We start from the raw sequence: 24,810 nt of genomic DNA, 5'->3' as shown, positions 1-24,810 counted from the left end.
ATGGATCTGTTGTTACTCATGGCTAAACGCTCATGGCGCGCACTGCTGGTGGCGACCCTGACGGGGCTGACCTGCGGCCTCGCAGCGGCCGGCCTGATCGCCAACATCAACCACAGCCTGGAGGTGTTCGATAAGCTGCGCCCAGTGGATGGCCTGCTCTTCGCCGGCCTGGTGGTGTTGGTCGCGGTGTCGCGGATCATCTCCGACATCAGCCTGCTGCGCCTGGGCCAGGCCGCGGTCAACGACATGCGCCTGCACCTGAGCGCCAAGCTGATCGACACGCCCTACGCGCAATTGCAGCGCCTGGGCAAACATCGCCTGCTGGCAATGCTCACCGACGATACGCAAACCATCAGCCAGGCTGTGGAGTTGGTGCCAATCCTGCTGGTCAACGTCGGGATCATCGTCGCATGCCTGGGCTACCTGGGCTGGCTCAGCATGCCGCTGCTGGGCCTGACGCTGCTGCTGATCGCCCTCGGTAGCCTGAGCTTTCACTGGCCGCAACGCCGGGCACTGACCTCGATTTCCCGCGCTCGCGAGCTCAAGGACCAGTTGTTCAATCAATACCGCCTGCTCACCGATGGCAGCAAGGAACTGCAACTCAACCATCCGCGCCGGCAGCACTTCTTCACCCGCCTGCTGATACCGGTGAGCCAGCAATACCGCCGCGATTTTGTCCGGGGCATGAGCATCTACGCCCTGGTCCTGAACTGGGGCAATGCGGTGTTCTACATGCTGATCGGCGTGGTGCTGTTCGCCGCGCCGCATTTCATCGACCTGGGCGTGAGCCTGGTCACCGGCTATATCCTGGCGATCCTCTACATGATCACGCCGCTGTCGGAACTGATGCACGCCTTGCCGACCCTCGGCCGGGCCAGCGTGGCGCTGAACAAGATCCGCGCCCTGGAAGGCGAGATGCAAACCGCCGACGAGGCCCTCGACACGATCTCGCCGACCCAGGTTCGCAGCCTGGTGTGCCGCCAGGTCACCCACACCTATTACCGCGAGCGCGAGGACGGTCATTTCACCCTGGGCCCCATCGACCTCACCCTCAATGCCGGCGAAGTGGTGTTCATCACCGGCGGCAACGGCAGCGGCAAGACCACCCTGGCCTTGTTGCTGACCGGGCTGTACCGGCCGGAAAGCGGCGACATCATGCTCGACGAGCAAGTGTCTTCGAGCAATGACAACCACCATTACCGGCAGCACTTCTCGGCGATCTTCACCGACTTCTGTCTGTTCGAGAACCTGTTCGATGGCGACGATCCGCACCTGGTGAAACAGGCGCAGGACTATCTGATGCATTTGCAACTGGACCATAAGGTGCAAATCGAGGACGGCAAACTGACGACGCTGGCGCTGTCCACCGGGCAACGCAAGCGCCTGGCGCTGCTCAGTGCGTACCTGGATGATCGCCCCTGCTATCTGTTCGACGAATGGGCCGCCGACCAGGACCCGGTGTTCAAGCACTTTTTCTACACCCGGATCCTGCCGGACCTGCGCGAGCGCGGCAAATTACTGATCGTCATCTCCCATGACGACGCCTACTTCGGCTTGGCCGACCGGCTGATTCGCATCGAACATGGCAAGCTCAGCGAAGTCGCCCCGCAGGCTGATGCGATGCCCATGGCCGAAATGCTGTCTTGAGGAAGCCCTGAACATTGTGGGTAATGCTGTTCACTTGTTCGGCCATCGTGGTTTAACGGGGCGTCCAGATCAAGATCTAAAGCAAAGCGAAAGCGGGGCATGTCCAGCATCTATGTGACTGCGCCACGGCTATCGCGAGCTGGCTCGCTCCCACAATGGGCCGCAGTGAACACAGAACTCATGAACACCCAAGATCACCTGTGGGAGCAAAGCTTGCTCGCGATGAGGCCAGCAAACCCAACATCCATGTGACTGAGCTACCGCCATCGCGAGCAAGCTTTGCTCCCACAGTTCTGATGGGTGTATGACCGGGAGAGCCAGGTCGGCTATAAGGCCGCCTCGGCGTGGACGTTGATCTCGGGCGCCCCGTTAACCACGCTGGCCGAACGCAGGCATTGCGCAGTGGGCATCCCGGCATGGATGCCGGGATAGCCGCGCTGGGCCATGGATGGCCCTTCGCGGCGGCCCACGGAGCAATGCCGGAGTGCGGGCATGCCGAGCCTAGGCGAGGCACCGAGTGGTGGGGCAGGAGCGTTTTGCTTACTTTTGCGCTCTTCAAAAGTGAGCCGCCGTCAGGGCGGAACCCTAAGCAGCCGGTACCGCAGCAACGGATATGCACCCAATCCAATCCAGTCCAACCCCAAAGGAAAACGACGCGCTCCCCCTACTCATAGATGTAACGCAGGTAGCTCACCTGCTCTGCCACCGGCAGGCGGTGCAGCTTGGGGCAGGATTCGCAGAGCACTGGCGGTTGGCCTTCGACCGGCTCGTGCAGTTGGTAATGCAGGCAGCAATGCCGGCGCAGGGGCAAGCACGGGCAAATCTGCGGCGCCGGTGATTCGACCATGCGCTGCAGGCCCCGCAGCTTCAAGCGTCCGTTGTTCACCGTGACCTGTTCCAGCCATTGGTGCGCCTCGGCGAAGCCGTCCCTGGACAGGTCGGGGTCCATCCTGGCGAACGCGCCGTCCCAGATGGCGACGAAGTTGCCCCACAATATCTTCGGAGCCAGGCCACCGGCAGCGGCCAAGGTGCTGAACAGCGGCGCCAGGTGCTCGTGGATCAATCGCGACCAGTACGCGGCACGATCATCCGCGCCCAAGGCCGACAGCCCGGTGCCCAGGCCCAGCGCCGCAGGTTGACCGTCGTCATGCAGCAGCAGCGCGTCCTCGCCCCAGAACTCGATGGCGCAGTGACGCGTCAGCACGCAGGCCAGGGTGGCCGGCAGGACAATGCTCATGTAGTTCATCGACCACTGCGATACCACGGCGGCGCGGTTCACCCCCGGGTAACGCAGCGCAAACCGGCTTAGCAAGGGTTGCAGTACCGCAGGGTCGGCCAGCTGGCTCAACGCGATGGCAGGCTGGTCGCCAGGTGCCTGCCGGATAACCCGCTGTATCGGCGGCCAGGCCTGGTTAAGCCATTCTGGAAATTCGATAACGGGGCTCCCGTGGCTTTCCCTAATTAATGCAAACGATTAGCATTGGCTGATCCTATCCTCCCGCCCCTGCAAACTCAACGTCGTTAGCGACCAGGCTTACCAAGACCACATGCACACACTTCGCAATTTCTGGCGTCTCGCGCGGCCTTTCTGGGCCTCCGAGGAAAAGTACCCGGCCCTGTTGCTGCTGTTGGCCACCGTGCTGATGACCCTGTGCCTGGTTGGCGTCAATATCCTCACCAATTTCTGGAACCTGCACTTCTATAACGCCTTGCAGGCCCTGGACTACCACGGCTTCCTGGTGGGCAGCCTGCAATTCATCCTGCTGCAGATCGGCATGGCCGCCTTTACCGTAGGCGCATTCCACTTCCAGCAGAAGCTGACCATCCGCTGGCGGCGCTGGGCCACCCGCAACATGCTCGATCAATGGCTGGGCAGCCAGCGCTACCAGAAACTGAAGCTGACCGATACCGACGTCGACAACCCCGATCAGCGGATCGCCGAGGACATCGACCTGTTTATCGTCAAGTCGCTCAAGTTGAGCCTGGGCCTGTTGACGTCGGTGGTGTCGCTGTTTTCCTTCCTGCATATCCTCTGGCAGGCCTCCAGCCTCGTCAGCGTGCCGTTCAACGACCAATCGGTGGTCATTCCGGGACTGCTGGTGTGGGTCGCCCTGGTGTATGCGCTCCTGGGCACCGGCCTGGCCTTCTGGCTGGGCCGCGCGCTGCCCAGCCTCAATTTCATGCAACAGCGGCGTGAAGCGGATTTTCGTTTCTCGCTCATCCGTCTGCGGGAGAACGCTGACTCGGTGGCGCAATACCGGGGTGAAGTCGTGGAGAACGAACGCTTCAACCACCGCTTGGAGGCGGCGCTGGAGAACTTCTGGGCACTGGTGAAGAAACAGAAGCTGATCATGGGCTACTCAACCTTTTACTTGCGCAGCGCGACGGTCATCCCGATGTTCATCATGGCGCCGCAGTTCTTTGCCGGCGCCTTTCCCCTCGGCCGCCTGACCCAGATAAGCGCGGCCTTCGGTGAAGTGCACGCGGCCATCGCCTACCTGGTGAGCGTGTTCCCGGAACTGTCGGAATGGAAGTCGGTGATCGACCGGCTGGTCGGTTTCCAGGAGCGCCTGGATAACGTCGAGGTCAAGTCCCAGGTCAGGCAGGAGCAACAGGCCAGCGGCCTCGACATCAAGGACCTGGACATCTGGCTGCCGAATGGCCGGCCATTGTTCAAAGGCTTCAACCTTTCCCTCAATCCCGGCGACAGCCTGATGATCAGCGCGCCGTCCGGCTACGGCAAATCGACGCTGATCCGCACGATTACCGGGCTTTGGCATCACGCTCGCGGTTCAAGTAGCTATGACCGTGAGCGTGCCCTGACACTTTCGCAAAAACCCTACCTGCCGTTGGGCAGCCTGCGCGAGGCGCTGTGGTACCCCAAACCGCCCCGCCGCGAAGAAGATACGGCCCTGCGCCAGATCATGGAGCAAGTCGGCCTGCAACACCTGGCCGATCAACTGGAGCAGGAACGGGACTGGGCGCAGACCCTCAGCGTCGGCGAACAGCAACGCTGTGCATTCGTCAGGGCCCTGCTGACCCGCCCTGCGGTGCTGTTTCTCGACGAGAGCAGCTCGGCGCTGGATGCGGCAAACGAAGCGCGCTGCTATCAACTGCTCAAGCAAACGCTGCCGGACACGATCCTGATCAGTGTCGGGCACAGCGCCTCCCTGGAGCACTTCCATTGGCAAGTCCTTGAACTGCAGGACGAGGCACAGTGGGTGCATCGCAAGGTCAAACAAGCGGTCTGAGCCCAATAGAGCAAACGCTGAATAACCTGTGGCGGGCGGAGTTGTGGGAGCAAGGCTTGCCCGCGATGGAGTCGACTCGACTTCAGGAGGGCCGCGTCACCTTCATCGCGGGCAAGCCTTGCTCCCACAAAACCCCCACGCCACAAAGTCCTCAGTATCCCCGTCAATCGCCCCCCTTTGTACATTGGCATGCAGAGTTTGTGGTCTATAGTTCCTGACAGATCCAGAGTTTCGCTCGGGCCATAGGAGCAACACCCTCTCGAGCCGCAACCATGTCGGATGCCCAACAGCCTTCGGTAGTGAACTATGCAGGGAGCACACCATGCCGATCCAGCGGCCTGAGACACTGAGGTTGGCCCCTGGCCCTGCCCATCATGCAGAGACCGATGACAATACCGAGGCCAGCGTGTTTCGACGCGGTTTCGACCAGGCCAAGGAAGCCTACATTCTGTTCCCGCTGCTGGCCGCGCTGCTGTTGCTGGCCATCTGGACCGCTACCCTGTACCTGATCAAGGTTGAACATCTTCGCGCGCAGCAGAGCGCCGCGACGGCGAGCCTGGAGATGGGCGCCACCTACGAAGCGCAAATGTTGCGCGCCATTCACGAAATCGATCAGACCCTCAAGCTGGTCAAATACACCTACGAGGCTGAGGGCGAACCCAATGCCCTGCGTCGGCTCCAGGAGCGGGCCTTGTTGCCACCGGCCTTGGTGTTTGACGTCAGTGTGGTCAACCCGGACGGCAGGCTCGTGGCGAGCACGCGGGTCAACGACCTGGAAAATATCGCTGACCCGGATGAGCAGCAAACGCTGCGGCACAGCGACTCACTGTCCATCAGCCATCCGTGGAAAAGCCCGGTCACCGGAGAATGGCGCTTGCGCTTCAGCCGTCGACTCGACGCAGCAGATGGCGGGCTTGCCGGGATCGCCAGGGTCGAGGTCGATGCCGCCTATTTCGTCAGCAGCTACGACGCCTCGAAACTCGGCGACCAGGGTGCGCTCGGACTCCTTGGCACCGACGGCACCTTCCGCGTACGGCGCACCGGGGATACGGTACAGGCCGGGGATACGGTCGATTACAGCGCCGTGGTGCCGGACGCTGAAAACACCGAGGCCGTGCTCTCGGTCAATGGATGGGACGGGGTGCGGCGCTACACCAGTGCCCGCCAGCTCTACGACTTTCCGCTGGCAGTGATTGTCGGGTTGTCGGAGGAAGAACAACTGGCCGTGGTGAACCAGCAAGCACGTACCTATCTCTGGCGCGCCGCAGGCGGCAGCCTGGTGCTGGTGTTGTTGGTGGGCCTGCTCGCCCGGATGAGCTGGCAACTGACGCAAAGCCGTTTGCGCGCCGCCGAAGCCCAGACGCAACTGGCCGCGGCCGCCCGCCAGGCCGGCATGGCCGAAATCGCCACCAACGTCCTGCACAACGTGGGCAATGTACTCAACAGCGTGAATATTTCCGCCGACCTGGTCACCCGCAAGCTGCGCACCAGCAAGGCCTTGGGGCTTGGCAAGGCCGTGCAAATGATGAACGAGCATGCCGAGGACCTCGGCGACTTCATCTCCCACGACGAGAAAGGCAAGCTGCTGCCCAGCTACCTGAACCAACTGGTGGACGCGCTTGCGATCGAGCAACAGAGCATGACCGAGGAGCTCGGCCAGCTGAGTAAAAGCGTTGATCACATCAAGGAAATCGTCGCCGCCCAGCAATCGTATGCAGGCACCTCCAGCATCGCCGAAACCGTGCAGATAAAGGAACTGATCGAGGATGCCCTACGCATGAACGCCGGCATCATCGCGGCGCGCCAGATAACCGTGGTGCGAAACTTTGCCGAAACGCCCTTGCTGCTGTTGGACAAGCACCGGGTGCTGCTGATCCTGGTCAATTTGATAAAAAACGCCAGCAGGGCGATGGATGACAAGCCGGAGCTTGCCCATCAAATCATCCTTCAGAGTGAGATGCACCAAGGAAACTCCCTGGTGATCAAGGTCATCGACAATGGCGAAGGCATCGAGCCCGAGAACCTGACGCGAATCTTTGCCCATGGCTTTACCACCCGCAAGGATGGCCATGGTTTTGGCCTGCACAGCTGCGTCCTGGCGGCCATGGAGATGGGGGGTTCGCTGGAGGCCCACAGCGATGGCCCGGGAACGGGGGCGACCTTTACGCTCAAATTGGCGATCTAGACTACGCTTCGGTGCGTGGTAGCGCGCAGCTTCAGCCAACGTTACAAGGAACAGACGAATGGCGATCCATGCAACGAGGTCTCGTTGACCCTATGGCGACAAGCCCCAATACCCTGGCCCTGGCCGTCATGACGCTGTATGTCGGCGGGGCCAGCGCCGACACAGCCGATACGTCGATGTTTTCGTTGAGCAGCTTCGGCACGGTGGGGATCGTCCACTCCAGCGAAAAAAAAGCCGACTTCACCTCCAGTATCTTCAAACCCAATGGCGCCGGTCATTCACGCAACTGGAGCGCCGATGTCGACAGCCTGATCGGTGCCCAACTGACCGCCACCTTCACCCCGCAGCTGTCGGCCGTGGTGCAGGTCATTTCAGAGCAGCGCTACGACAACAGCTACCGACCCTTTGTCGAGTGGGCCAACATCAAGTATGCGTTCACACCTGATTTCAACATGCGCGTGGGGCGTACGGTGCAGCCGGCGTTCCTGTTCTCCGACAGCCGAAAGGTGGGTTACACCCTCCCTTGGGTGCGGCCTCCAGGGGAGGTCTACAGTCTGATCCCCGTGACTAGCGCCGATGGTGTAGACCTCAGCTACAGGCTGCACTTTGGCGACCTTATCAATACCGTGCAGGGCAATTACGGTCAGAGCAGTCCGCGCAGGCCCGATGACATGGACAAGGTCCTGGCAAGGGAATCGTCGGGCATTTCCAATTTGACCGAATACGGGGCCTTGACGACACGCATCACCTACCAGAGGACTCATCTGACCTTGGAAGCGCTCGACCCCCTCCTCGAAGGTTTCAGAGGCTTCGGCGAGGAAGGCAACGCCATCGCGGACCGGTACAACTCCGAGGATGAGCTCGTGGAGTTCCTGGGTGTGGGAGCCATCTATGACCCGGGCAGTTGGTTCGTCATGGGCGAATGGGGGCGCTTCAGGAGCGATACGGTAGTCGGCACGCTAAGCGCCTGGTATCTCAGTGGTGGATACCGCATTGATGCATTCACGCCTTATGTCACCTACGCGCGATCCAGGACCGAGAGTGAAACGTCCACTGCGGGGTTGACGGTGTCGACTTTACCTCCGGCCTCCGCCGGAGCTGCCGGCGAACTCAACGGTGCCCTCAACGCCATCCTGGGTGCGAACGAAGGCCAGCAGACCCTTTCCCTGGGCGTGCGCTGGGACTTCACCAAGAACATGGACGCCAAGCTGCAATACGATCACACACGTTTCAAGGGCAACTCGGTCGGTCCGTTGATCAACCCCCAATCGGACTTCGAGCCGGGGGGCTCATTCAATGTCATCAGCCTAGCTGTCGATTTTGTATTCTGATGGAGCGGGCCATGGGGTTTGTGAGGCTCATCGGATTCGCCGTAGCGGGGCTCGCCATGTGCGCAGCCAGCGCTGCCGTCAAGGCCGACGTGGTCGTGATCGTCGCCACGTCCAGCCCGGTGAAAGCGCTTGCGCGTAATCAGGTAGCGGATATTTTCCTGGGCAAGACCAGTCGTTTTCCCGGCGGCGGACAGGCCACTCCCATTGACCTGACGGAAGATTCGGCGACCCGCGATGAGTTCTACACAACGTTCACCGGCAAGTCCGCGTCCCAGCTCAAGGCGCATTGGTCGAAAATCATCTTTACCGGCAGGGGCCAGCCGCCGCAGGCTGTTTCGAGCAGCGCGGAGGTCAAGAAGCGGGTTGCAGAGAATCCCGACACCATTGGCTACATCGACGCGCGGGAGCTGGACGGCAGCGTCAGGGCGCTGCCGCTTGACCCGAAATAAGCACGGGCCTTTACGTATCGAGATCCGTGTCGGCCGCCTGGGCTTGCAGCAATACCTTGAACTGATCGGCGGGGATCGGTTTGTTGAAGTAGAAACCCTGGAACTCGTCGCAGGCATTGTCGCGCAGGAAATCGGCCTGCGCCTTGGTTTCCACACCTTGGGCCACCACGGTCAGGCTGAGGGTCCTGCCCATGGCGATAATGGCCTCGGTCAGGGCTTTGTCTTCCGACACACTGCTGGTATCGCAGATACACGAGCGGTCGATCTTGATGACATCCAGCGGAAACTGCTCGAGGGCAGAAAGCGAAGAATAGCCGATGCCGAAATCATCGATGGCGATGCGGACCTTCAGGTGTTTGAGCCCGGTCAACACGCTCAACGCTCTCTTGACGTCCTGCATGAGCAGGCTCTCGGCGATTTCCAGCTCCAGCAGACGCGCATCCATCCCGGTTTCGGCCAATATCCCAGCCAGGTCCGTGAGCAGGTTCTCGTCGGCAAACTGCCGTGCCGTGAGGTTCACGGCGATTCCCAAGTGCGGCAATCCCTGTTGCTGCCAGGCCACGTTTTGCTGGCAGGCGGTCTTGAGCACCCACTTGCCGATCGGCACGATCAAACCGGTCTCTTCCGCGACGGGGATGAATTGCATCGGTGCCACGATACCCAGGTCCGGATGGTTCCAGCGCAGGAGCGCTTCCATGCCGGTAATGCGACCAGTGCCAATATCTCGCTTGGCCTGGTAGTGAAGCTGGAACTCGTGGCGCTCCAGCGCGTGGCGCAAGCTCAGCTCCAGCGTCATCCGCTCCAGTGAGTCCGCGTTCAGCTTCGCGGAGTAGAACTGGAAGTTGTTCTTGCCGCATTGCTTGGCCTGGTACATCGCGATATCGGCGTTTTTCTTGAGCGTCTGCTCGTCCAGGCCATCTTGTGGAAATACACTGATGCCGACACTGGCGGTCACCCGGAACTCCTGGCCCTGGAGGTTGAAGGGCCGGGCAATGGCGCCGAGGATTTTCTGGGCGGTGGTTGCCACGTCCTTGTCATCAGACAGCTCCGGCAGCAGGATCACGAATTCGTCGCCGCCCAGTCGGGCCACCGTATCGCTGGTGCGCAGACACGCCTTGAGCCGCAGCGCGACCTCCTTGAGCAGTTGATCGCCGGCATCGTGCCCAAGCGTATCGTTGACTTGCTTGAAGCGGTCGAGATCCAGGAACAGCACCGCCAGTTGCCGACGATAACGGCTTGCCTCGCTGATGCTCTGGCTCAACAGCTTGCTGAACAGACTGCGATTGGGCAACGCCGTAAGGCCGTCGTGATAGGCCAGATACTCGACATTTTCTGCGTAGGCAATCTTCGCTTCGGCCGCGCGCAGGCGGCTTTGCACCAGCTGCCAGCTCATCCGGGCAAGCAGCCCCGCCAACAACACCAGCAACAGGCTGCCACCCGCCGCACGCCAGAGGTAGGTGTGCGCTTGCCGGGTCACCGTGGCCAGTTGTTCTTCTTCGGATAAGCCGACGATCACCGCCAGCGGAAAATCATAGAGCTTGCGAGCGCTGGTATAGCGCCGCACACCGTCCCATCCATTGATCGAGCGCACGGCTTCAGTGTTTTCGGTATCCGGCACCACGGCGGCGTAATCGACCTCGTCGCCGGCCGATATCACTTCCCCGCTGCGCCGTGCCCGAAAGATGCCGTCGATGCCCAACAGGCCGAGCAAGCCGTGATTGCCGAGCTTGGAGGGGTCATAACTGCTGACAAAATAGGCCGCATCGATCTCGATCATGGCGATCCCGGCGAACGCGCCACTCCCTGCGTCGAGCCGTCGGCTGAAGCGCAACTTCCACTCCCCCGTCGCTGGACTTTTCCATGGGCGGCTGATCGACAGTGCATTATCACGCCCCACCGTTTGCAGCTCATCCTGGGCAATCCGGCTTGCGGCCTCGCTCGGCTGGGTGCTGGCGATGATCAGGCCACTGGAATCGACCACGCTCACGTCAAACAAATAAGGGGAAGGCAGCAAGGCGCGTGCCTTGAGCTTGGGCAGCGGGTTTGGCTCGCGCTCGGACTCGTAGGTGTACTTGACGAGCTTGAGGGTCTGATCGATTTCACGCACCGCCCGTAGAATCTGCGCTTCGTAGGTGGCGCCGATTTCCAGGCTCGCCTCGGCGATGCCCTGCTGCGCGCGGGTTCGTTCGACCTTGATCAGGTACAGCGTGCCCGCCCAGATGACCGACAACAGCAGAACGGCCAGCAGCGGGAACAGAATGTAGGCTTCCTTGACCTGGTCGAAGCGGCGCCGAAGCAGATTGTTCGTCGCATCGCAAAGGGCATTTTCACGATGGACGACATCCTGGGCCGACGTCAGTACACTCGCCCGTTGGATCGCCATGGTGTGCTCCCTGCATTGTTCACTGCTGACGGCCTGCGGGTATCCAATGTGGCAACGCCCCGAGGCGCCCGTAGTTCCTGATCGCGGGCACGGAAGGATTCCGGATCTGCTGAAAACTATAGACCACAAACCACGCCTGCCACTGCCAATCGGCACGCCGACCGTGGCTTTGCGGGGGTTGTCATGACGAAGTGCAGTTGACGCCCCTGACTTATTGGTCCAGTTTTTAATACAACAGTGTCCTGCAGGCCTTTCATGCAGGACGTAATGCCCGATCAATCCTGTTCGTTAATCAAAGGGCCCCTGCCAGCCTATGAATGATGTACGTAGGACCTTCCCTGCCATTGAACGTCGATGGACGTCCCTGTGTCGTTGATTCCCCTGGTTGTGTGTGACGACTCCAACATGGCGCGCAAACAGGTGTTGCGCGCGCTGCCGACAGACTGGCCGGTTTCGGTCACCGAGGCTGTCAACGGGCGCCAGGCGATGGACGCCATACGCCAGGGCCTGGGACACGTGGTGCTGCTCGACCTGACCATGCCGGAGATGGATGGCTACCAGGTGTTGAGCGCCTTGCGCGCCGAGGGGTTGAAGGCGCAGGTCATCGTGATTTCCGGTGACGTCCAGGACGAGGCGGTGCGTCGCGTGCTTGAGCTGGGCGCGCTGGCGTTCCTGAAAAAACCGTTCGACGAAAACGAACTGCGCCAGACCCTCACCCGGGTGGGGTTACTGACGCAACCCGGCCAGGTGCCGCTGCAGAATCGCTCGGTCGCGAACGCGGCCATCAGTTTTCACGATGTGTTCCGCGAGACCGTCAACGTTGCCATCGGCCGGGCAGCGGCCCTGATCGCCAAGGTATTGGGGGTCTTTGTACAGTTGCCGGTGCCAAACGTGAACATCCTCGAGGTCGGCGAGCTGCATATGGCGTTGAACGACGTTGGCAGCTCCGAGCAACTCACGGCCATCTGCCAGGGTTTTATCGGCAGCGGCATCGCCGGCGAAGCCCTGCTGATATTCCACGACTCGGAGATCGCCGACATCGCGCAACTGATGCAGCGCGAGAGTGCCGATTATTCGGACCTGGAAATGTTGCTGGACCTTTCCAGTGTCTTGATCGGCGCGTGCCTCAGCAGTATTGCCGAACAGATCGATGTGGTGTTTTCCCAGGGCCACCCGCAGATTCTCGGCCAGCACGCGGCCATTGAGGAACTGATCCGGGTCAACCGCAAGCACTGGAAAAAGACCCTCGCGGTGGAAATCAGCTACAGCCTGGAAGGGCATGATATTCGCTTCGACCTGTTGCTGCTGTTCACGGAAGACTCCATCGAACGGTTGACCCACAAACTCGCCTACCTGATGAACTGAGCCATGAACGATTCCATCGATCTGAACGAGTTTCACTGGTTGCTGGCCATCGTTCAGAGCATCGACGTCGGTGTCGTGGTGCTCGACCGCGAGTACCGCGTGCAGGTCTGGAACACCTTCATGGAGAATCGCTCCGGGGTGCAGCCCAAGGACGCCCACAATCAGCATTTTTTCACTCTGTTCCCTGAAATCGATCGCCAATGGTTCAGTCGCAAGGTGGAAAGCGTCGCGACCCTGGGCACGCCTGCCTTCACAGTCTGGGAGCAGCGCCCGTACCTGATCCGGTTCAAGAGCTACCAGCCGATCACCGGCCAGGAAGAGTTCATGTACCAGAACACCACGCTGCTGCCGCTGCGCTCGCCCGACAACACCATCAAGCACATCTGCCTGGTGATCTATGACGTCACCGACGTCGCCACCAACCGGCATCAGCTTCAGGCCGCCAACGCCCAACTGCAACAACTCTCCAGCACCGATCGACTGACGGGGTTGTACAACCGCGGGCATTGGGAAAGCGACCTGAAAGCCGCCTACGCCCGACACCAGCGCTACGGCAATGCGTTGAGCCTGGTGATGCTCGATATCGATCACTTCAAGCGGGTCAACGACACCTACGGTCACCAGGCCGGCGACAGGGTCATCGAGCAGGTTGCCAGGCTGCTGCGCGAGCATGTGCGCGAGTCCGACGTGGCCGGACGTTATGGCGGTGAAGAGTTCGGCGTGGTGCTTTCGGACACCGACAAGGCCGGCGCACTGATTTTCGCCGAGCGCCTGCGCAACGCCGTCGAAGCGCTGGAAGTGGAGTTCAACGACCAAACCATCTGTTTCACCATCAGCCTGGGCGTGGCCGACCTGAGCCAGCCCTCGAACGACCATGCCGACCTGATCGCCAGGGCGGACCAGGCGCTGTATACGTCCAAGAAGACCGGGCGCAATCGGGTGACGGTGCATGAATAGCGAGCCCACCTTCCTACTAAGGTGATGATGCGACTTGACCACACCACACATCCCCCTGTGGGAGCGAGCTTGCTCTCGATAGCGGTGGTTCAGCAACATTGAGGGTGGCTGGCACGCCGTCATCGCGAGCAAGCTCGCTCCCACAGGGATGTGTACGGCATTCACTTACCCACTAGGGTTGGGGGAGTCGCGCCATATTTACCCAGCAGCTTTAGCGTCACCCCGTTTGTCCAGCCGAAGCCGTCCTGCAATTCATATTCGCCGCCTCCCCCGCCGTCGCCGCGGCCAGATAGATCGTATTTCTCCACCAGCTTGTTTTCCTTGCGGTAGAGGTTCTCGACTTGCTGCAAGAAGCGGCTGCCAATTTGCCGCGCCAGGGCGGTTTGCTGGTATCGGTCCAGCCCCTCCACCGCGACCCATTGCAACGGTGCCCAGCCATTGGGCTCGTCCCACTGCTGGCCATTGCTGACCTGGGTGGTGGCGATGCCGCCGGGGCGCAACAGGCCGTCACGTACCGCATCGGCGGTGCGATTGGCATGCTCGACAGACGCCAGCCCCGTATACAGCGGGAAAAGCGTCGCGGCCGTGAGCTGCTGGCGGGGCTGGTTGCGTTGCCAGTCGTAGTCCACGTAGAAGCCTTTGTCGGCATTCCACAAGTGCTTCTCGATGGCACGCTGGCGCAGTTCGGCGCGTCGGCCGTAAGCCTGCACGCAGGGGCTGTTCTGCACCGTCTCGCAGGCTTTGGCGATGGTGTTTTCCAGATGATAGATCAGGCTATTCAGATCCACGGGCACGATGGCCGTGGTGCGAATGCTCGCCAGGTTCTGGCCATCGTCCAACCAGCGCGAGCTGAAGTCCCAGCCACTTTCGGCGCCAGCGCGCAGGTCACGCCAGACCTCCTCCCTGGGCCGGTCCGGCGCCTGCTCGGCGGTGCTGACATCTTGCAGCCAGGATTCCTGTCGAGGCGTCGGGCTGGCATCCCAATAGCGGTTGAGCACACTGCCATCGGCGAGCTTGACCACGTGCCGCTCAGCCGCGCCGGGCTTGAGTGCCTGGGCGCCCTCCATCCAATAGGCATATTCCTTCTGCAATTGTGGCAGGTACCGTCCATAAGCCTGGTCGCCCTCGATACGCGCCTGCAACTCCACCATGTAAGCAAAGAATGGCGGCTGCGACCGGCTCAGGTAGTAGGTGCGATTGCCGTTGGGAATGTGGCCGTAGGTGTCGATCATGTAGGCAAAGTTGTCGGTCATCTGCCGGACCTGGGCCTTATTACCGCTCTGCTCAAGCCCCAGCATGGTGAAATACGAATCCCAGTAATACATCTCGCGAAAGCGTCCGCCGGGCACCACATAGGGCTGCGGCAGGGGCAACAAACTGCTGTAGGCCGGCACCTGGCTGTAGGATCGACTCAATACCGGCCAGAGGCTGTCGATGTGTGCCTCGATCGCAGCGCCGGGCTTGGGAGCCGGGCTTTCGGCTTCGCCGGATTCGATGAAATTGTCTTTCACGAAGACCTTGATATCGAAGCCATCGCTGTTACGTCGGGCCAGGTAATCGGCGCGGATCTGCACTGGATCGCGGTTGGGCAGTGCGTCCACGAAATGCTTCTGGTCAGTGAACACCTGCCCGCGCTGCACCGCTTCAAAAAGCTCGGGGTAGGCTTGGTCGGGGGGAAGATTGGCCCGTCCTTGGGCGTCTGCGTAGCTCCATGTCGCGGGAGGCTGGCTTGAACACGCCACGCACAGCAGCGCGGCAAAGGAAAGGCTGGCGAGGTCAATGGGTCGCATCAGAGGGTCCGTCCTGTTTTCGTTCCTGACAAACGAGTGACATGACGGGGCGGGCCCGGGTTCATTAAATGCGCTCCGATAGCCCCAGTTCCAGTGGGAGCGAGCTCGCTCGCGATGACGGCGGTACATCCAACACCTGCCCAGGCTGATCCACCGCTATCGCGAGCAAGCTCGCTCCCACAGGTCTTCAGCTGGCTGGCATCAGAACCAGGTTTCCATCTGGATGCCGTACTGCCAGGTACCACCGGCGTTGAAGTCAGTCTTGCCGAAGGAGTCGGTGGTGCTGTACCGGTCCAGGTCCGACGACCAGTTCATGACACTGGCGAACAGGCGCAGCTCAGGACGCGTGAGCAGATCGCCCAGGTCGGGCTTGAAGGTCGGGGCGACCGTGAACTTCCAGAAGTTGCCGTCGACCGCATTGCGTTGCAGGTAGCCCTTGGGGTCGAGCTGCATGGTTTGCCAGCTCATCTCGTAGGCCATCTCGAAATTGCTGTTGATTTCGTTGGCCAACCGCACGTTGAGGGTCATCCAACGGTAGTCGTCACCCTTGACGTAGCGGTCCTTGCTTTGCTCGGCCAGCAGGCTCGGGCCGATGCGCCAGTCGGACGCTATAGGCGTCTCGCCGTAGAGCGCCAGACGCAGGGCACGGGCATCGTCGATCAATTCGCCATCGGCACCGACGTTCTTGACCTCCGCCCCCAATCCCTGGCCATAGAGCAGCGCCGTCTTGAAGAAGCCTTCGCGGCCGAAAAAGTTTTTCTGATGATTGGCGACCATGCTGTGTAAGCCGGAATCGGCCGGCGTCAGCCCCGCTTCATTGGTGCGGGTAGCAAAGTCGTTTTTCTTCGAGCCGATGGCGTTGAACATCCACTGCCACTGCCCACCGTCGAAAAACTGGTTGGACGTCAGGATGTAGCTTTCCACATCGGCATTGACGCCGCCCTCACTGAAATCCCCGTAGTTGCGACCGATCAATGAGTAGTTCGAGCGCCAGTTCTTGTTCATCTGTATATCGTAGATACCGCCACCGGTACCGGCCAGATAGACAACGTCGGAGTCGAGCCAGTGGATGTCGAAATTGTCCCTGTCGAAGCGCTTGCCAGCCCACAGGGTGGAATTTTCGAACATCGAGTTGCCCTTGAATGCCGCGAGGTGATCGAGTTCGGTAAACACCTGGCGCACGTTCAGGTTGCTTTCATCGGCGGTCCAGTCGTTGGAGCTCTCCACACCATCGGCGATGGACACCGTGAACTTGGAGCGGGTGCCGTTCTGCGCGTATTGCTCTTTCGACAGGTCGATACGCATGTAGGTATCGTCCTCGTTACCGAGTCGCCCGACAGCGCCACCGACAGAACCGGCCGGAGTGGTGTACGGACCGCCACGACCACCGCCCAACCCATCATTGATCAGCAACCCGGAGCGGGCGTAGCCCTTGAAGCTGAAACCGTCGGTAAGGTGCGCACCACTGCCCTGCTTCTCTGTGCTTTGCTGGCTGGCTTCGAGTTTGGCCAGGCGAGCGTCGAGCGTGGGGACCGTAGCGGCGGACGCCACCGGTTGCACGGCGGGCGTGGCGAGTTTGAGTTGCTGCAATTCCCTGGCGAGTGCCTGGGTTTGCTGTTCGGCGGCGGCGGCACGCTTTTCCGCTGCACTGGCACGGGCCTCGAACGCGGCCATGCGCTCTTCCAGAGTCGCGGCCTGAGAAGTGGTCGCCGAGGCGCCGAGCACACCTACGAGTAGCCAGCTTGATGCTTTCTGCATGTGGTTTTTCCCTGTTTTGTTTTTATTGTTCTGTTGCCGCGACCGGCCTTTTTGCCCAGGTTCTGAATTGTCAAACCCAAGGAAAAAAAGGATGCCTCATCGCAAATACACTGCTACATTTGGCGATGTTAACGTTAACTTTTCTAAAAACAAAAATAAAGAGGGCTTTATGAAACAGCTCAAATCGATCCTTCCAGCGGCACTGCTCGGCCTGTGCGTCGGGTTTCCATCCCTCTCCACAGCCGCCAGCCTGACGATTTCCTGCGGTGCCGTGGGTGCTGAATTGCAACTGTGCAAGGAGGCCGTCGAGGCGTGGTCGAAGCAGACCGGCAACAGCGTCGAAGTGGTTTCCACGCCTAACTCGGCGACCGAGCGGTTGTCGTTCTACCAACAGATCCTCAGTGCGCAATCCAGCGACATCGACATCATCCAGATCGACATGGTGTGGCCGGGAATGCTTGCCAAACACTTGATGGACCTGCGCGAGGTGCTTCCTGCCAACGCTACCCAAGGTTACTTCCAGGCCCAGGTGGACAACGCCACGGTGAACGGGCGCCTGGTGACCATGCCGTGGTTCACCGACTCGGGGCTGCTGTATTACCGCAAGGACTTGCTCGAGAAGTACAACAAGCCCGTGCCCCAGACCTGGGAAGAAATGACGGCTACCGCCAAGACTGTCCAGCAAGCCGAGCGTGATGCTGGGAACGCCAATGCCTGGGGCTATGTATTCCAAGGGCGCGCCTACGAAGGCCTGACGTGTAACGCACTGGAGTGGATCAGCAGCCAGCCGCAAGGCGGGCTGGTCAACGCGCAAGGCGACATCGTGGTCAACAGCCAGGCCTCAAGGGCGGCGTTGACCCTGGCCAAAAGCTGGGTGGGAGACATCGCCCCGCGTGGCGTGCTCAATTACACCGAGGAAGAAGGACGCGGCGTCTTCCAGTCGGGCAATGCGCTGTTCATGCGTAACTGGCCTTATGTCTGGGCCCTGGTGCAAAGCCAGGACAGCGTCGTGAAGGACAAGGTCGGCGTCGCGCCCCTGCCCCGTGGCGGCGAGACGGGCACCCATGCGTCCACCCTCGGCGGCTGGGGCCTGGCGGTGTCGCGCTACAGCGCCAACCCCAAGCTCGCCGCAGAGCTGGTGAGCTACCTGAGCAGCGCCCAACAGCAGAAACACCGCGCCTTGGTTGGCGCCTACAACCCGGTGATCGAGTCGCTGTACCAGGATCCCGAGTTGCTCGCGGCCATGCCTTACTACAGTCAACTGCGCAGCATCCTCAACGACGGGGTCATGCGCCCCGCTTCAATCACCGCCGACCGCTATCCACGGGTCTCCAACGCGTTCTTCGATCAAGTGCACGGTGTGCTGGCGGGCGAACGGCCGGTCGATCAGGCGCTGGCCGAACTGGAAAGCGAACTCACGCGCATCAAACGCCGGAACTGGTAAGCCACAAGGAAGGAAATCACCATGTCTGTCTCCACTACACTCGCCCCCGGCGACGACGAGCACCTGCTCACTCGGGAAACGCCGGTACAACGCCGTCGCGTTCGCGCCGCCTGGCTGTTCCTGAGCCCGATGTTGCTGTGCCTGGCCCTGGTGGCGGCCTGGCCGCTGCTGCGCACATTCTGGTTCAGCCTGACCGACGCCAGCCTGGCCGACACGGGCGATGCAAGCTTTGTCGGCTTGAGCAATTATCTGTTTCACAGCAGTGCTGGCTGGTCGGGCATCCTGGTCGATCCACAGTGGTGGAACGCGGTGCGCAACACCTTGCATTTCACCGTGGTGTCAGTGGGATTGGAAATCGTACTGGGGCTGCTGGTGGCGTTGCTGCTGAACGTCAAGTTCACCGGACGCGCGTTGGTGCGGGCGTTGATCCTGATCCCCTGGGCGATCCCGACCATCGTCTCGGCGAAAATCTGGTCATGGATGCTCAACGACCAGTTCGGCATCATCAATCACCTGATGCTCGGCCTCGGCCTGATCGATGCGCCCCTGGCCTGGACAGCCGACGCGGACCTGTCGATGTGGGCAGTGATCATCGTCGACGTCTGGAAGACCGTGCCCTTCGTCACGCTGCTGATGCTGGCGGCCTTGCAGATGTTGCCCAGCGACTGCTACGAAGCCGCCAGGGTCGATGGCATTCACCCGGTGAAAGTGTTCTGGTGGGTCACCCTGCCGCTGCTGATGCCGGCCTTGCTGGTGGCGGCGATCTTTCGCATCCTCGATTCCTTGCGGGTGTTCGACGTCATCTATGTGTTGACCTCGAACTCATCGAGCACCATGAGCATGTCGGTCTATGCCCGCCAGCACCTGGTGGAATTCCAGGACGTCGGTTACGGCAGCGCCGCTTCGACCTTGCTGTTCCTGGTCGTGGCAGTAATCGCCATGGCGTACCTGTACCTCGGCCGCCGTCAACTGGAGGTCCGCTCATGAGCCCGCGCCTGCTGAAAAAAACCCTGCTGCGCGCCGGATTCTGGTGCCTGATCGGGATCTTGCTGCTGTACGCGGTCTTCCCGTTCTACTACGCCATCGTGACGTCGCTGAAGCCGTCCAGTGCCTTGTTCCAGGTGAGCTACTGGATCGACAACCCCGACTTCTCCAACTATGCCGCCGTGCTGAGCCAGGCCTCGTTCCTGCGGGCCATCGGCAACTCGCTGGTGGTTGCGCTGAGCGTGGTCGCGCTGGCGTTGTTCCTCAGCCTGACCGCAGCCTATGCCCTGGGCCGGGTGAAGTTTCGCGGACGCGGCGTGGTGTTGATGATGGTCCTGGGCGTATCGATGTTTCCACAAGTCGCAGTGCTGTCGGGATTGTTCGAAGTGATCCGTGCCTTGGGCCTGTACAACACGTCCTGGGCGTTGATCCTGAGCTACACGATTTTCACCCTGCCCTTCACCGTCTGGGTACTGACCACCTTCATGGGGCAACTGCCTCATGAGCTGGAAGAGGCCGCCATCATGGATGGTGCGTCACCCTGGGTCACGCTGACCCGCGTGCTGTTGCCGCTGCTCTGGCCGGCACTGGTCACCACGGGGCTTTTGGCCTTCATCGCCGCCTGGAACGAGTTCCTGTTTGCCCTGACCTTCACCCTGACCGACTCGCAACGCACGGTGCCGGTCGCCATCGCGCTGATTTCCGGCGGCAGCCCCCATGAATTGCCCTGGGGCTTGTTGATGGCGGCGTCGGTGCTGGTCACGGTTCCATTGGTGATTCTGGTGCTGGTCTTCCAGCGCCGCATCGTTTCCGGCCTCACTGCCGGCGCGTTAAAGGGTTGAGGCCCAACACAGATAAGAAAGGAACAGCATCGTGATCAAGTTGAAGCTGGATAACGTGAACAAACAATTGGGCGGCGCACGCATTCTTCGCGACGTCAGCCTGGAAATCTCGGCGGGTGAATTCGTGGTTTTCGTCGGCCCTTCGGGCTGCGGAAAGTCGACCTTGCTGCGGCTGATCGCCGGACTGGATTCGATCTGTGACGGCGACCTGCTGATCGACGGACGCCGGGTCAATGACCTGGAGCCGCGCGAGCGTGGCGTCGGCATGGTGTTCCAGTCCTATGCGCTGTACCCGCACATGAGTGTCTACGACAACATCAGCTTTGGCCTCAAACTGGCCAAGACCGAAAAGACCAGCCTGCGCGAGCGAGTGCTGAAAACCGCGCAGATCCTGCAGTTGGACAAGCTACTGCAACGCAAGCCACGGGAACTGTCGGGGGGACAGCGCCAGCGGGTGGCCATGGGCCGGGCCATGGCGCGGGAACCGGACATCCTGTTGTTCGACGAGCCGCTGTCCAACCTCGACGCCTCCCTTCGCGTGCAGATGCGCAACGAAATCGCCCGGCTGCATGGACGCCTGGGCTCGACCATGATCTACGTGACCCACGACCAGGTTGAAGCGATGACCCTGGCCGACAAGATTGTCGTGCTCAATGGCGGTCGCATCGAGCAGGTCGGCTCGCCGCGCGAACTCTACGAGCACCCGGCCAGCCGCTTTGTCGCAGGCTTCCTCGGCTCGCCCAAGATGAACTTTCTGCCGGCGCGCCTGCATACCCCAGGCGAAACCAGCCTGATCGACAGCCCTTTATTGGGCATGACGCCCCTTCCCTTCGACAGCGCCCACCTGGCCGCGAACAGTCCGCTGACCTTGGGGATTCGCCCGGAACACGTGTCGCTCAAAGCGGCGCAAGGCAGCGCTGGGGTCGTCGTGGTCGGGGTCGAATACCTGGGCAGCGAAACCTACGTGCACCTGGAATCAGGCGAGGATGAACCCTTGATCTGTCGCTGTGAGGTCAACGCCGGATGGCGAGTGGGCGATCGGGTTGAACTGCAACTGGCGTTCGGCAGCGTGCATCTGTTCGACGCAGATGGCACGGCCTTGAGACGCCATCCTGCTGTTATTGAGGTCCTCCCGGAGAACGTCCCGCAGCGCTCGCCAAAAGCAGGCGCCCTATGACTGTGTCTGTGAATGCCATGAACGCACCCATGCCCTCCCCCCTTGAACATGCGCAGCAGGCGCTGAGTGAAGGTCAGTCTCGACTCATCGACGATTATCGACCGGACTATCATCTGGCGCCTGTCGCGGGCTGGATGAACGACCCTAACGGGGTGGTGTTTTTCCGTGGTGAATATCACGTGTTCTACCAACACCACCCTTTCGATGCCAAATGGGGGCCCATGTATTGGGGCCACGCCAAGAGCGCCGACCTGGTCCATTGGCAGCATCTGCCCCTTGCCCTGGCGCCAGGCGATGACTTCGACCGCCACGGCTGTTTTTCCGGTAGCGCAGTGGTGTGTGGCGACACCCTGGCGCTGATCTACACCGGGCACACCTGGCTGGGAGAAGTGGGTGACGAACGCTCTATCCGCCAGGTCCAGTGCCTGGCCACCAGTGACGACGGCATCCGGTTCGTCAAGCATGGCGCCGTCATCGAGGACGCGCCGCAAGAAACGATCATGCACTTTCGCGACCCCAAGGTCTGGCAGGAGGACGGCTATTGGTACCTGATTGCCGGCGCGCGCCTGGGCGACAAACCGTTGCTGCCGCTGTACCGCTCCACCGACCTGCACACCTGGGAGTTCCTCGACTACGTGTCCAGCGGTAATGAGGGCGATGGCTATATGTGGGAATGCCCGGACCTGTTTCGCCTCAACGGGCGTGACGTGCTGCTGTACTCCCCTCAGGGCATGCAACCCGAAGGTTACGAACGGCTCAACAAGTACCAGACCGGTTATCGCATTGGCCGGCTCGACAACGAATGGCACTTCACCGGCGGGCCGTTCATCGAACTGGATAACGGTCACGATTTTTATGCCGCGCAAACGTTGGAGGCCGCCGATGGTCGGCGCCTGGTATGGGCCTGGCTGGACATGTGGGAAAGCCCGATGCCGAGCCAGGCCCATCACTGGTGCGGCATGCTCGGCTTGCCCCGCGAGCTTGAACTGCAGGGCGATCGCCTTGGCGTGTTTCCGGCACGGGAACTGACGGCGCTGCGCCAGGCGCCGCTGCCGAGCATCGCGCCGTGGGGCGAGTCGGGCAGCCGCTGGGTGCCGCAGGTGCGGGGCGACAGGCTGGAAATCCATGTGCATCTGGATCTGCTCGGCTGCACCGAAGGCCACCTGGGCATTGCCTTGCGCTGCAGTGCCGATGAGCAGGAGCAAACCCTGCTCTATTACGACGCGTCACTGCAACGCCTGGTACTCGATCGCAGCCGCTCGGGTGCGCAAGTGAGCGGTCAGCGCAGCGTGTCGATCGAGCCGACGCAAACACAACTGCACCTGCGGGTGTTTCTCGATCGCTCGTCCATCGAGGTGTTCGAGGAAAACGGCCGCTTCAGCTTCAGCAGCCGCCTCTATCCGCGGCCCGACAGCCTCGGGGTGAAACTGTTGGCAAACGGCACTGGCGGGCGCGTCGCCATTCCCAAGGCGTGGCCGCTGGACTCGGGCTGGCTGTGAGTACCGTCATTCGAGTCGCGAGAAGCCCAAGGCCTGTGTCATGATTCTGCGTCAACCTGACTGGCCGCACTTCGCATGACTTCAGTGAAAGACGTTGCACAGCTGGCCGGCGTATCCCTGATGACGGTTTCGCGCGCGCTCAACACGCCGGAAAAACTGAGCCCCGAAACCCTTCAGCGGGTACGTCGCGCCATTGAGGAACTGCAATTCGTACCGAGCCTGTCGGCGCGCAGGATGCGCGGCGACAACCTGCAGGCGCGCACCATCGGTGTGTTCGCACTGGATACCGCGACCACACCGTTCGCCGTCGAGTTGCTGCTGTCCATCGAACAGACCGCGCAGCAGGCAGGCTGGAACGTCTTCATCCTCAACCTGTTGAGCAACCCGCCCACCGACCAGAACATCGACCTGATGCTGTCGCACCGCCCCGACGGGTTGATTTTCAGTGCCATGGGATTGCGCCAGGTGAGCATTCCCGAGCGACTCAAGAGCAAACCGCTGGTGCTCGCCAATTGCCTGGCCGATGACAGCCACCTGGTCAGTTATGTGCCGGACGATGAAGCCGGGCAGCATCGAGCCATGCAGCATGCGTTGAGCCAAGGCTACCGACGCCCGCTGTGTATCAATTTACCGAGGAAGAGTCTTGCCTGGGGCCTGCGCCAGCAAGGCTTGCAACGCGCCTGTCAGGCCGTCGGGCTGGCACCTGAAGCACTCCTGCAATACGACCTTTCCGATCACGACGCCTATGGTGAAACCGCCGCCATTCTCGACCGGCATATCGTTGACGGCCGTCCGCAATTCGACATCCTGGTCTGCGGCAACGACCGCATTGCCTTTTGCGCCTATCAGCTGTTGCTGGGGCGCGGCCTGAAAATTCCCAGCGATGTCGCGGTGCTCGGCTATGACAACATGATCGGCATCGCCGAACTGTTCATCCCGCCACTGACCACCGTACAACTGCCGTACTACGAGATCGGTCGCCAGGCGGCCCGGCACCTGATCGAGAACCTCGAGGTATCGGGCGCCCAGCCGGTGGATTGCCCGTTGGTGGTCAGGGCGTCGCTATAACGCCAAGCGGCATCCGGCGCCCTGCCCTCAAGGCTGTTTCGCGGACGACGGCGGCAGCGCCGCGATGATCCGGGCGCGGCAAACCTCGAGGATTTCATCGGCCAGTGCGGAATCGTCCGGGCAGGCCCGTGACAACATGATCGCCCCGACGGCATGCGCCAACATGTCGAGCATTTTTGCCCTGATCGCTTCCTGCGGTGCTTCCTGGGACGCGTCTTGCCCGGCGTCGTACCGGCTTTCGAGCGCGGCCAGGGTGTTTTCGATGCCGTTGGCAAAGGTGGCCTTCAGTTCGGGCGATTGACGGGCAGCGTCGCCACACAGTGCCGCCATGGTGCAACCGCCACCCCGGCCGTCGCGGTGATCCCTGGACACGTAAAGATCGACGAAACCAGCCACGTCGATGCCCGCATTGTCGGTCAGCGACTGCGCAAGGCTGCTAGCTGCCGCTTCGGCCATCAGGTCGGCCTTGGAGCCGAAATGCTTGTAGAACCCGCCATGGGTGAAGCCAGCGGCCGCCATCAAGTCCGCCACACCCACGCCGTCAAAGCCTCGCTCGCGAAACAAGACAGAGGCCGTCTCGACGATGTGCTCCCTATTTGCCTGGGCCTGGGCCTTGGTCACCCTCATTTTTCACTCCCTCGTGCTGCTCGAAATCATGCGTACATCATACATAGATGTCG

At 61.3% G+C, this 24,810-nt stretch carries 19 protein-coding genes; 13 read left to right on the top strand and 6 right to left on the bottom strand.

The annotated features are described in order from the left end of the window. Nucleotides 1-1,647: a cyclic peptide export ABC transporter gene (locus Q7F16_RS24330; protein ID WP_046065734.1), complete on the top strand. Its 1,647-nt coding sequence runs from the start codon at nt 1-3 to the stop codon at nt 1,645-1,647. A gap of 326 nt (nt 1,648-1,973) precedes the next feature. Here the strand turns inward: Q7F16_RS24330 and Q7F16_RS24325 are convergent, their stop codons facing one another. Further along, nucleotides 1,974-2,141 (bottom strand): hypothetical protein, encoded by a 168-nt coding sequence (locus Q7F16_RS24325; protein WP_162486713.1) that lies wholly within the window; start codon nt 2,139-2,141, stop codon nt 1,974-1,976. Between the two features lie 170 nt (nt 2,142-2,311). Then, complete coding sequence (gene fhuF, locus Q7F16_RS24320; protein ID WP_079304245.1) at nt 2,312-2,995, bottom strand: siderophore-iron reductase FhuF; 684 nt, start codon at nt 2,993-2,995, stop codon at nt 2,312-2,314. A 199-nt stretch (nt 2,996-3,194) separates the two neighbouring features. On the opposite strand from fhuF, the gene Q7F16_RS24315 reads away from it, so the two are divergent. The 4 genes from Q7F16_RS24315 to Q7F16_RS24300 all read left to right on the top strand — a co-directional run bounded on the left by Q7F16_RS24315 (nt 3,195) and on the right by Q7F16_RS24300 (nt 8,863). Next, nucleotides 3,195-4,898: an ABC transporter ATP-binding protein/permease gene (locus Q7F16_RS24315; protein ID WP_409556627.1), complete on the top strand. Its 1,704-nt coding sequence runs from the start codon at nt 3,195-3,197 to the stop codon at nt 4,896-4,898. Between the two features lie 322 nt (nt 4,899-5,220). Beyond that, nucleotides 5,221-7,083 carry an ATP-binding protein gene (locus tag Q7F16_RS24310; RefSeq protein ID WP_409556626.1) on the top strand — a complete coding sequence of 621 codons (1,863 nt, stop codon included), beginning with the start codon at nt 5,221-5,223 and terminating at the stop codon, nt 7,081-7,083. A gap of 92 nt (nt 7,084-7,175) precedes the next feature. Next, complete coding sequence (locus Q7F16_RS24305) at nt 7,176-8,414, top strand: porin (RefSeq protein ID WP_409556625.1); 1,239 nt, start codon at nt 7,176-7,178, stop codon at nt 8,412-8,414. A gap of 11 nt (nt 8,415-8,425) precedes the next feature. After that, complete coding sequence (locus Q7F16_RS24300; RefSeq protein WP_409556624.1) at nt 8,426-8,863, top strand: phosphate ABC transporter substrate-binding protein; 438 nt, start codon at nt 8,426-8,428, stop codon at nt 8,861-8,863. 10 nt (nt 8,864-8,873) lie between these two features. Here the strand turns inward: Q7F16_RS24300 and Q7F16_RS24295 are convergent, their stop codons facing one another. Then, nucleotides 8,874-11,246: a putative bifunctional diguanylate cyclase/phosphodiesterase gene (locus Q7F16_RS24295; RefSeq protein ID WP_409556623.1), complete on the bottom strand. Its 2,373-nt coding sequence runs from the start codon at nt 11,244-11,246 to the stop codon at nt 8,874-8,876. A gap of 354 nt (nt 11,247-11,600) precedes the next feature. Between Q7F16_RS24295 and Q7F16_RS24290 the strand changes: the two genes are divergently transcribed. Both Q7F16_RS24290 and Q7F16_RS24285 read left to right on the top strand, forming a co-directional pair. Further along, nucleotides 11,601-12,611: a response regulator gene (locus Q7F16_RS24290; RefSeq protein WP_046065728.1), complete on the top strand. Its 1,011-nt coding sequence runs from the start codon at nt 11,601-11,603 to the stop codon at nt 12,609-12,611. Between the two features lie 3 nt (nt 12,612-12,614). Further along, entirely contained in the window at nt 12,615-13,568 is a 954-nt protein-coding gene (locus tag Q7F16_RS24285; protein WP_409556622.1) for a sensor domain-containing diguanylate cyclase, read from the top strand. A gap of 161 nt (nt 13,569-13,729) precedes the next feature. On the opposite strand, the gene treA is transcribed toward Q7F16_RS24285, so the two are convergent. Together treA and Q7F16_RS24275 are read right to left on the bottom strand one after the other, a co-directional pair. After that, entirely contained in the window at nt 13,730-15,358 is a 1,629-nt protein-coding gene (treA, locus tag Q7F16_RS24280; RefSeq protein ID WP_409556621.1) for an alpha,alpha-trehalase TreA, read from the bottom strand. Between the two features lie 201 nt (nt 15,359-15,559). Beyond that, a complete protein-coding gene (locus Q7F16_RS24275) occupies nt 15,560-17,116 on the bottom strand; it encodes a carbohydrate porin (protein ID WP_409556620.1) in 1,557 nt (518 codons plus the stop codon). Between the two features lie 169 nt (nt 17,117-17,285). On the opposite strand from Q7F16_RS24275, the gene Q7F16_RS24270 reads away from it, so the two are divergent. The 6 genes from Q7F16_RS24270 (at nt 17,286) to Q7F16_RS24245 (ending at nt 24,130) form a co-directional block, all read left to right on the top strand. Then, nucleotides 17,286-18,560: an ABC transporter substrate-binding protein gene (locus tag Q7F16_RS24270; protein ID WP_046065724.1), complete on the top strand. Its 1,275-nt coding sequence runs from the start codon at nt 17,286-17,288 to the stop codon at nt 18,558-18,560. A gap of 21 nt (nt 18,561-18,581) precedes the next feature. Further along, nucleotides 18,582-19,547 (top strand): carbohydrate ABC transporter permease, encoded by a 966-nt coding sequence (locus Q7F16_RS24265; protein WP_046065723.1) that lies wholly within the window; start codon nt 18,582-18,584, stop codon nt 19,545-19,547. Then, entirely contained in the window at nt 19,544-20,386 is an 843-nt protein-coding gene (locus Q7F16_RS24260) for a carbohydrate ABC transporter permease (protein ID WP_018600596.1), read from the top strand. The genes Q7F16_RS24265 and Q7F16_RS24260 overlap by 4 nt, the downstream gene beginning before the upstream one ends. A gap of 31 nt (nt 20,387-20,417) precedes the next feature. Next, the gene (locus Q7F16_RS24255; protein WP_046065722.1) at nt 20,418-21,563 is read left to right on the top strand and encodes an ABC transporter ATP-binding protein; all 1,146 of its coding nucleotides are present in this window, start codon (nt 20,418-20,420) and stop codon (nt 21,561-21,563) included. Further along, nucleotides 21,560-23,062 carry a glycoside hydrolase family 32 protein gene (locus Q7F16_RS24250; RefSeq protein ID WP_095962356.1) on the top strand — a complete coding sequence of 501 codons (1,503 nt, stop codon included), beginning with the start codon at nt 21,560-21,562 and terminating at the stop codon, nt 23,060-23,062. Before Q7F16_RS24255 ends, Q7F16_RS24250 begins: the two co-directional genes overlap by 4 nt. Before the next feature lie 75 nt (nt 23,063-23,137). Next, on the top strand, nt 23,138-24,130 hold the full coding sequence (locus tag Q7F16_RS24245; RefSeq protein WP_046065720.1) for a LacI family DNA-binding transcriptional regulator: 993 nt from the start codon (nt 23,138-23,140) through the stop codon (nt 24,128-24,130). Nucleotides 24,131-24,157: 27 nt separating this feature from the next. Here Q7F16_RS24245 and Q7F16_RS24240 read toward each other — a convergent pair whose 3' ends face one another. After that, nucleotides 24,158-24,757, bottom strand: coding sequence for a TetR/AcrR family transcriptional regulator (locus Q7F16_RS24240; RefSeq protein WP_046065719.1), 600 nt, complete (start codon nt 24,755-24,757; stop codon nt 24,158-24,160). Between the last annotated feature and the right edge of the window lie 53 nt (nt 24,758-24,810).

The organism is Pseudomonas sp. Lb2C2, from assembly GCF_052112205.1.
Taxonomy (GTDB): Bacteria; Pseudomonadota; Gammaproteobacteria; order Pseudomonadales; family Pseudomonadaceae; genus Aquipseudomonas; species Aquipseudomonas kilonensis.
The sequence above is the reverse complement of the archived record's forward strand: the minus strand, read 5'-3'. Positions and strand labels throughout refer to the sequence as shown.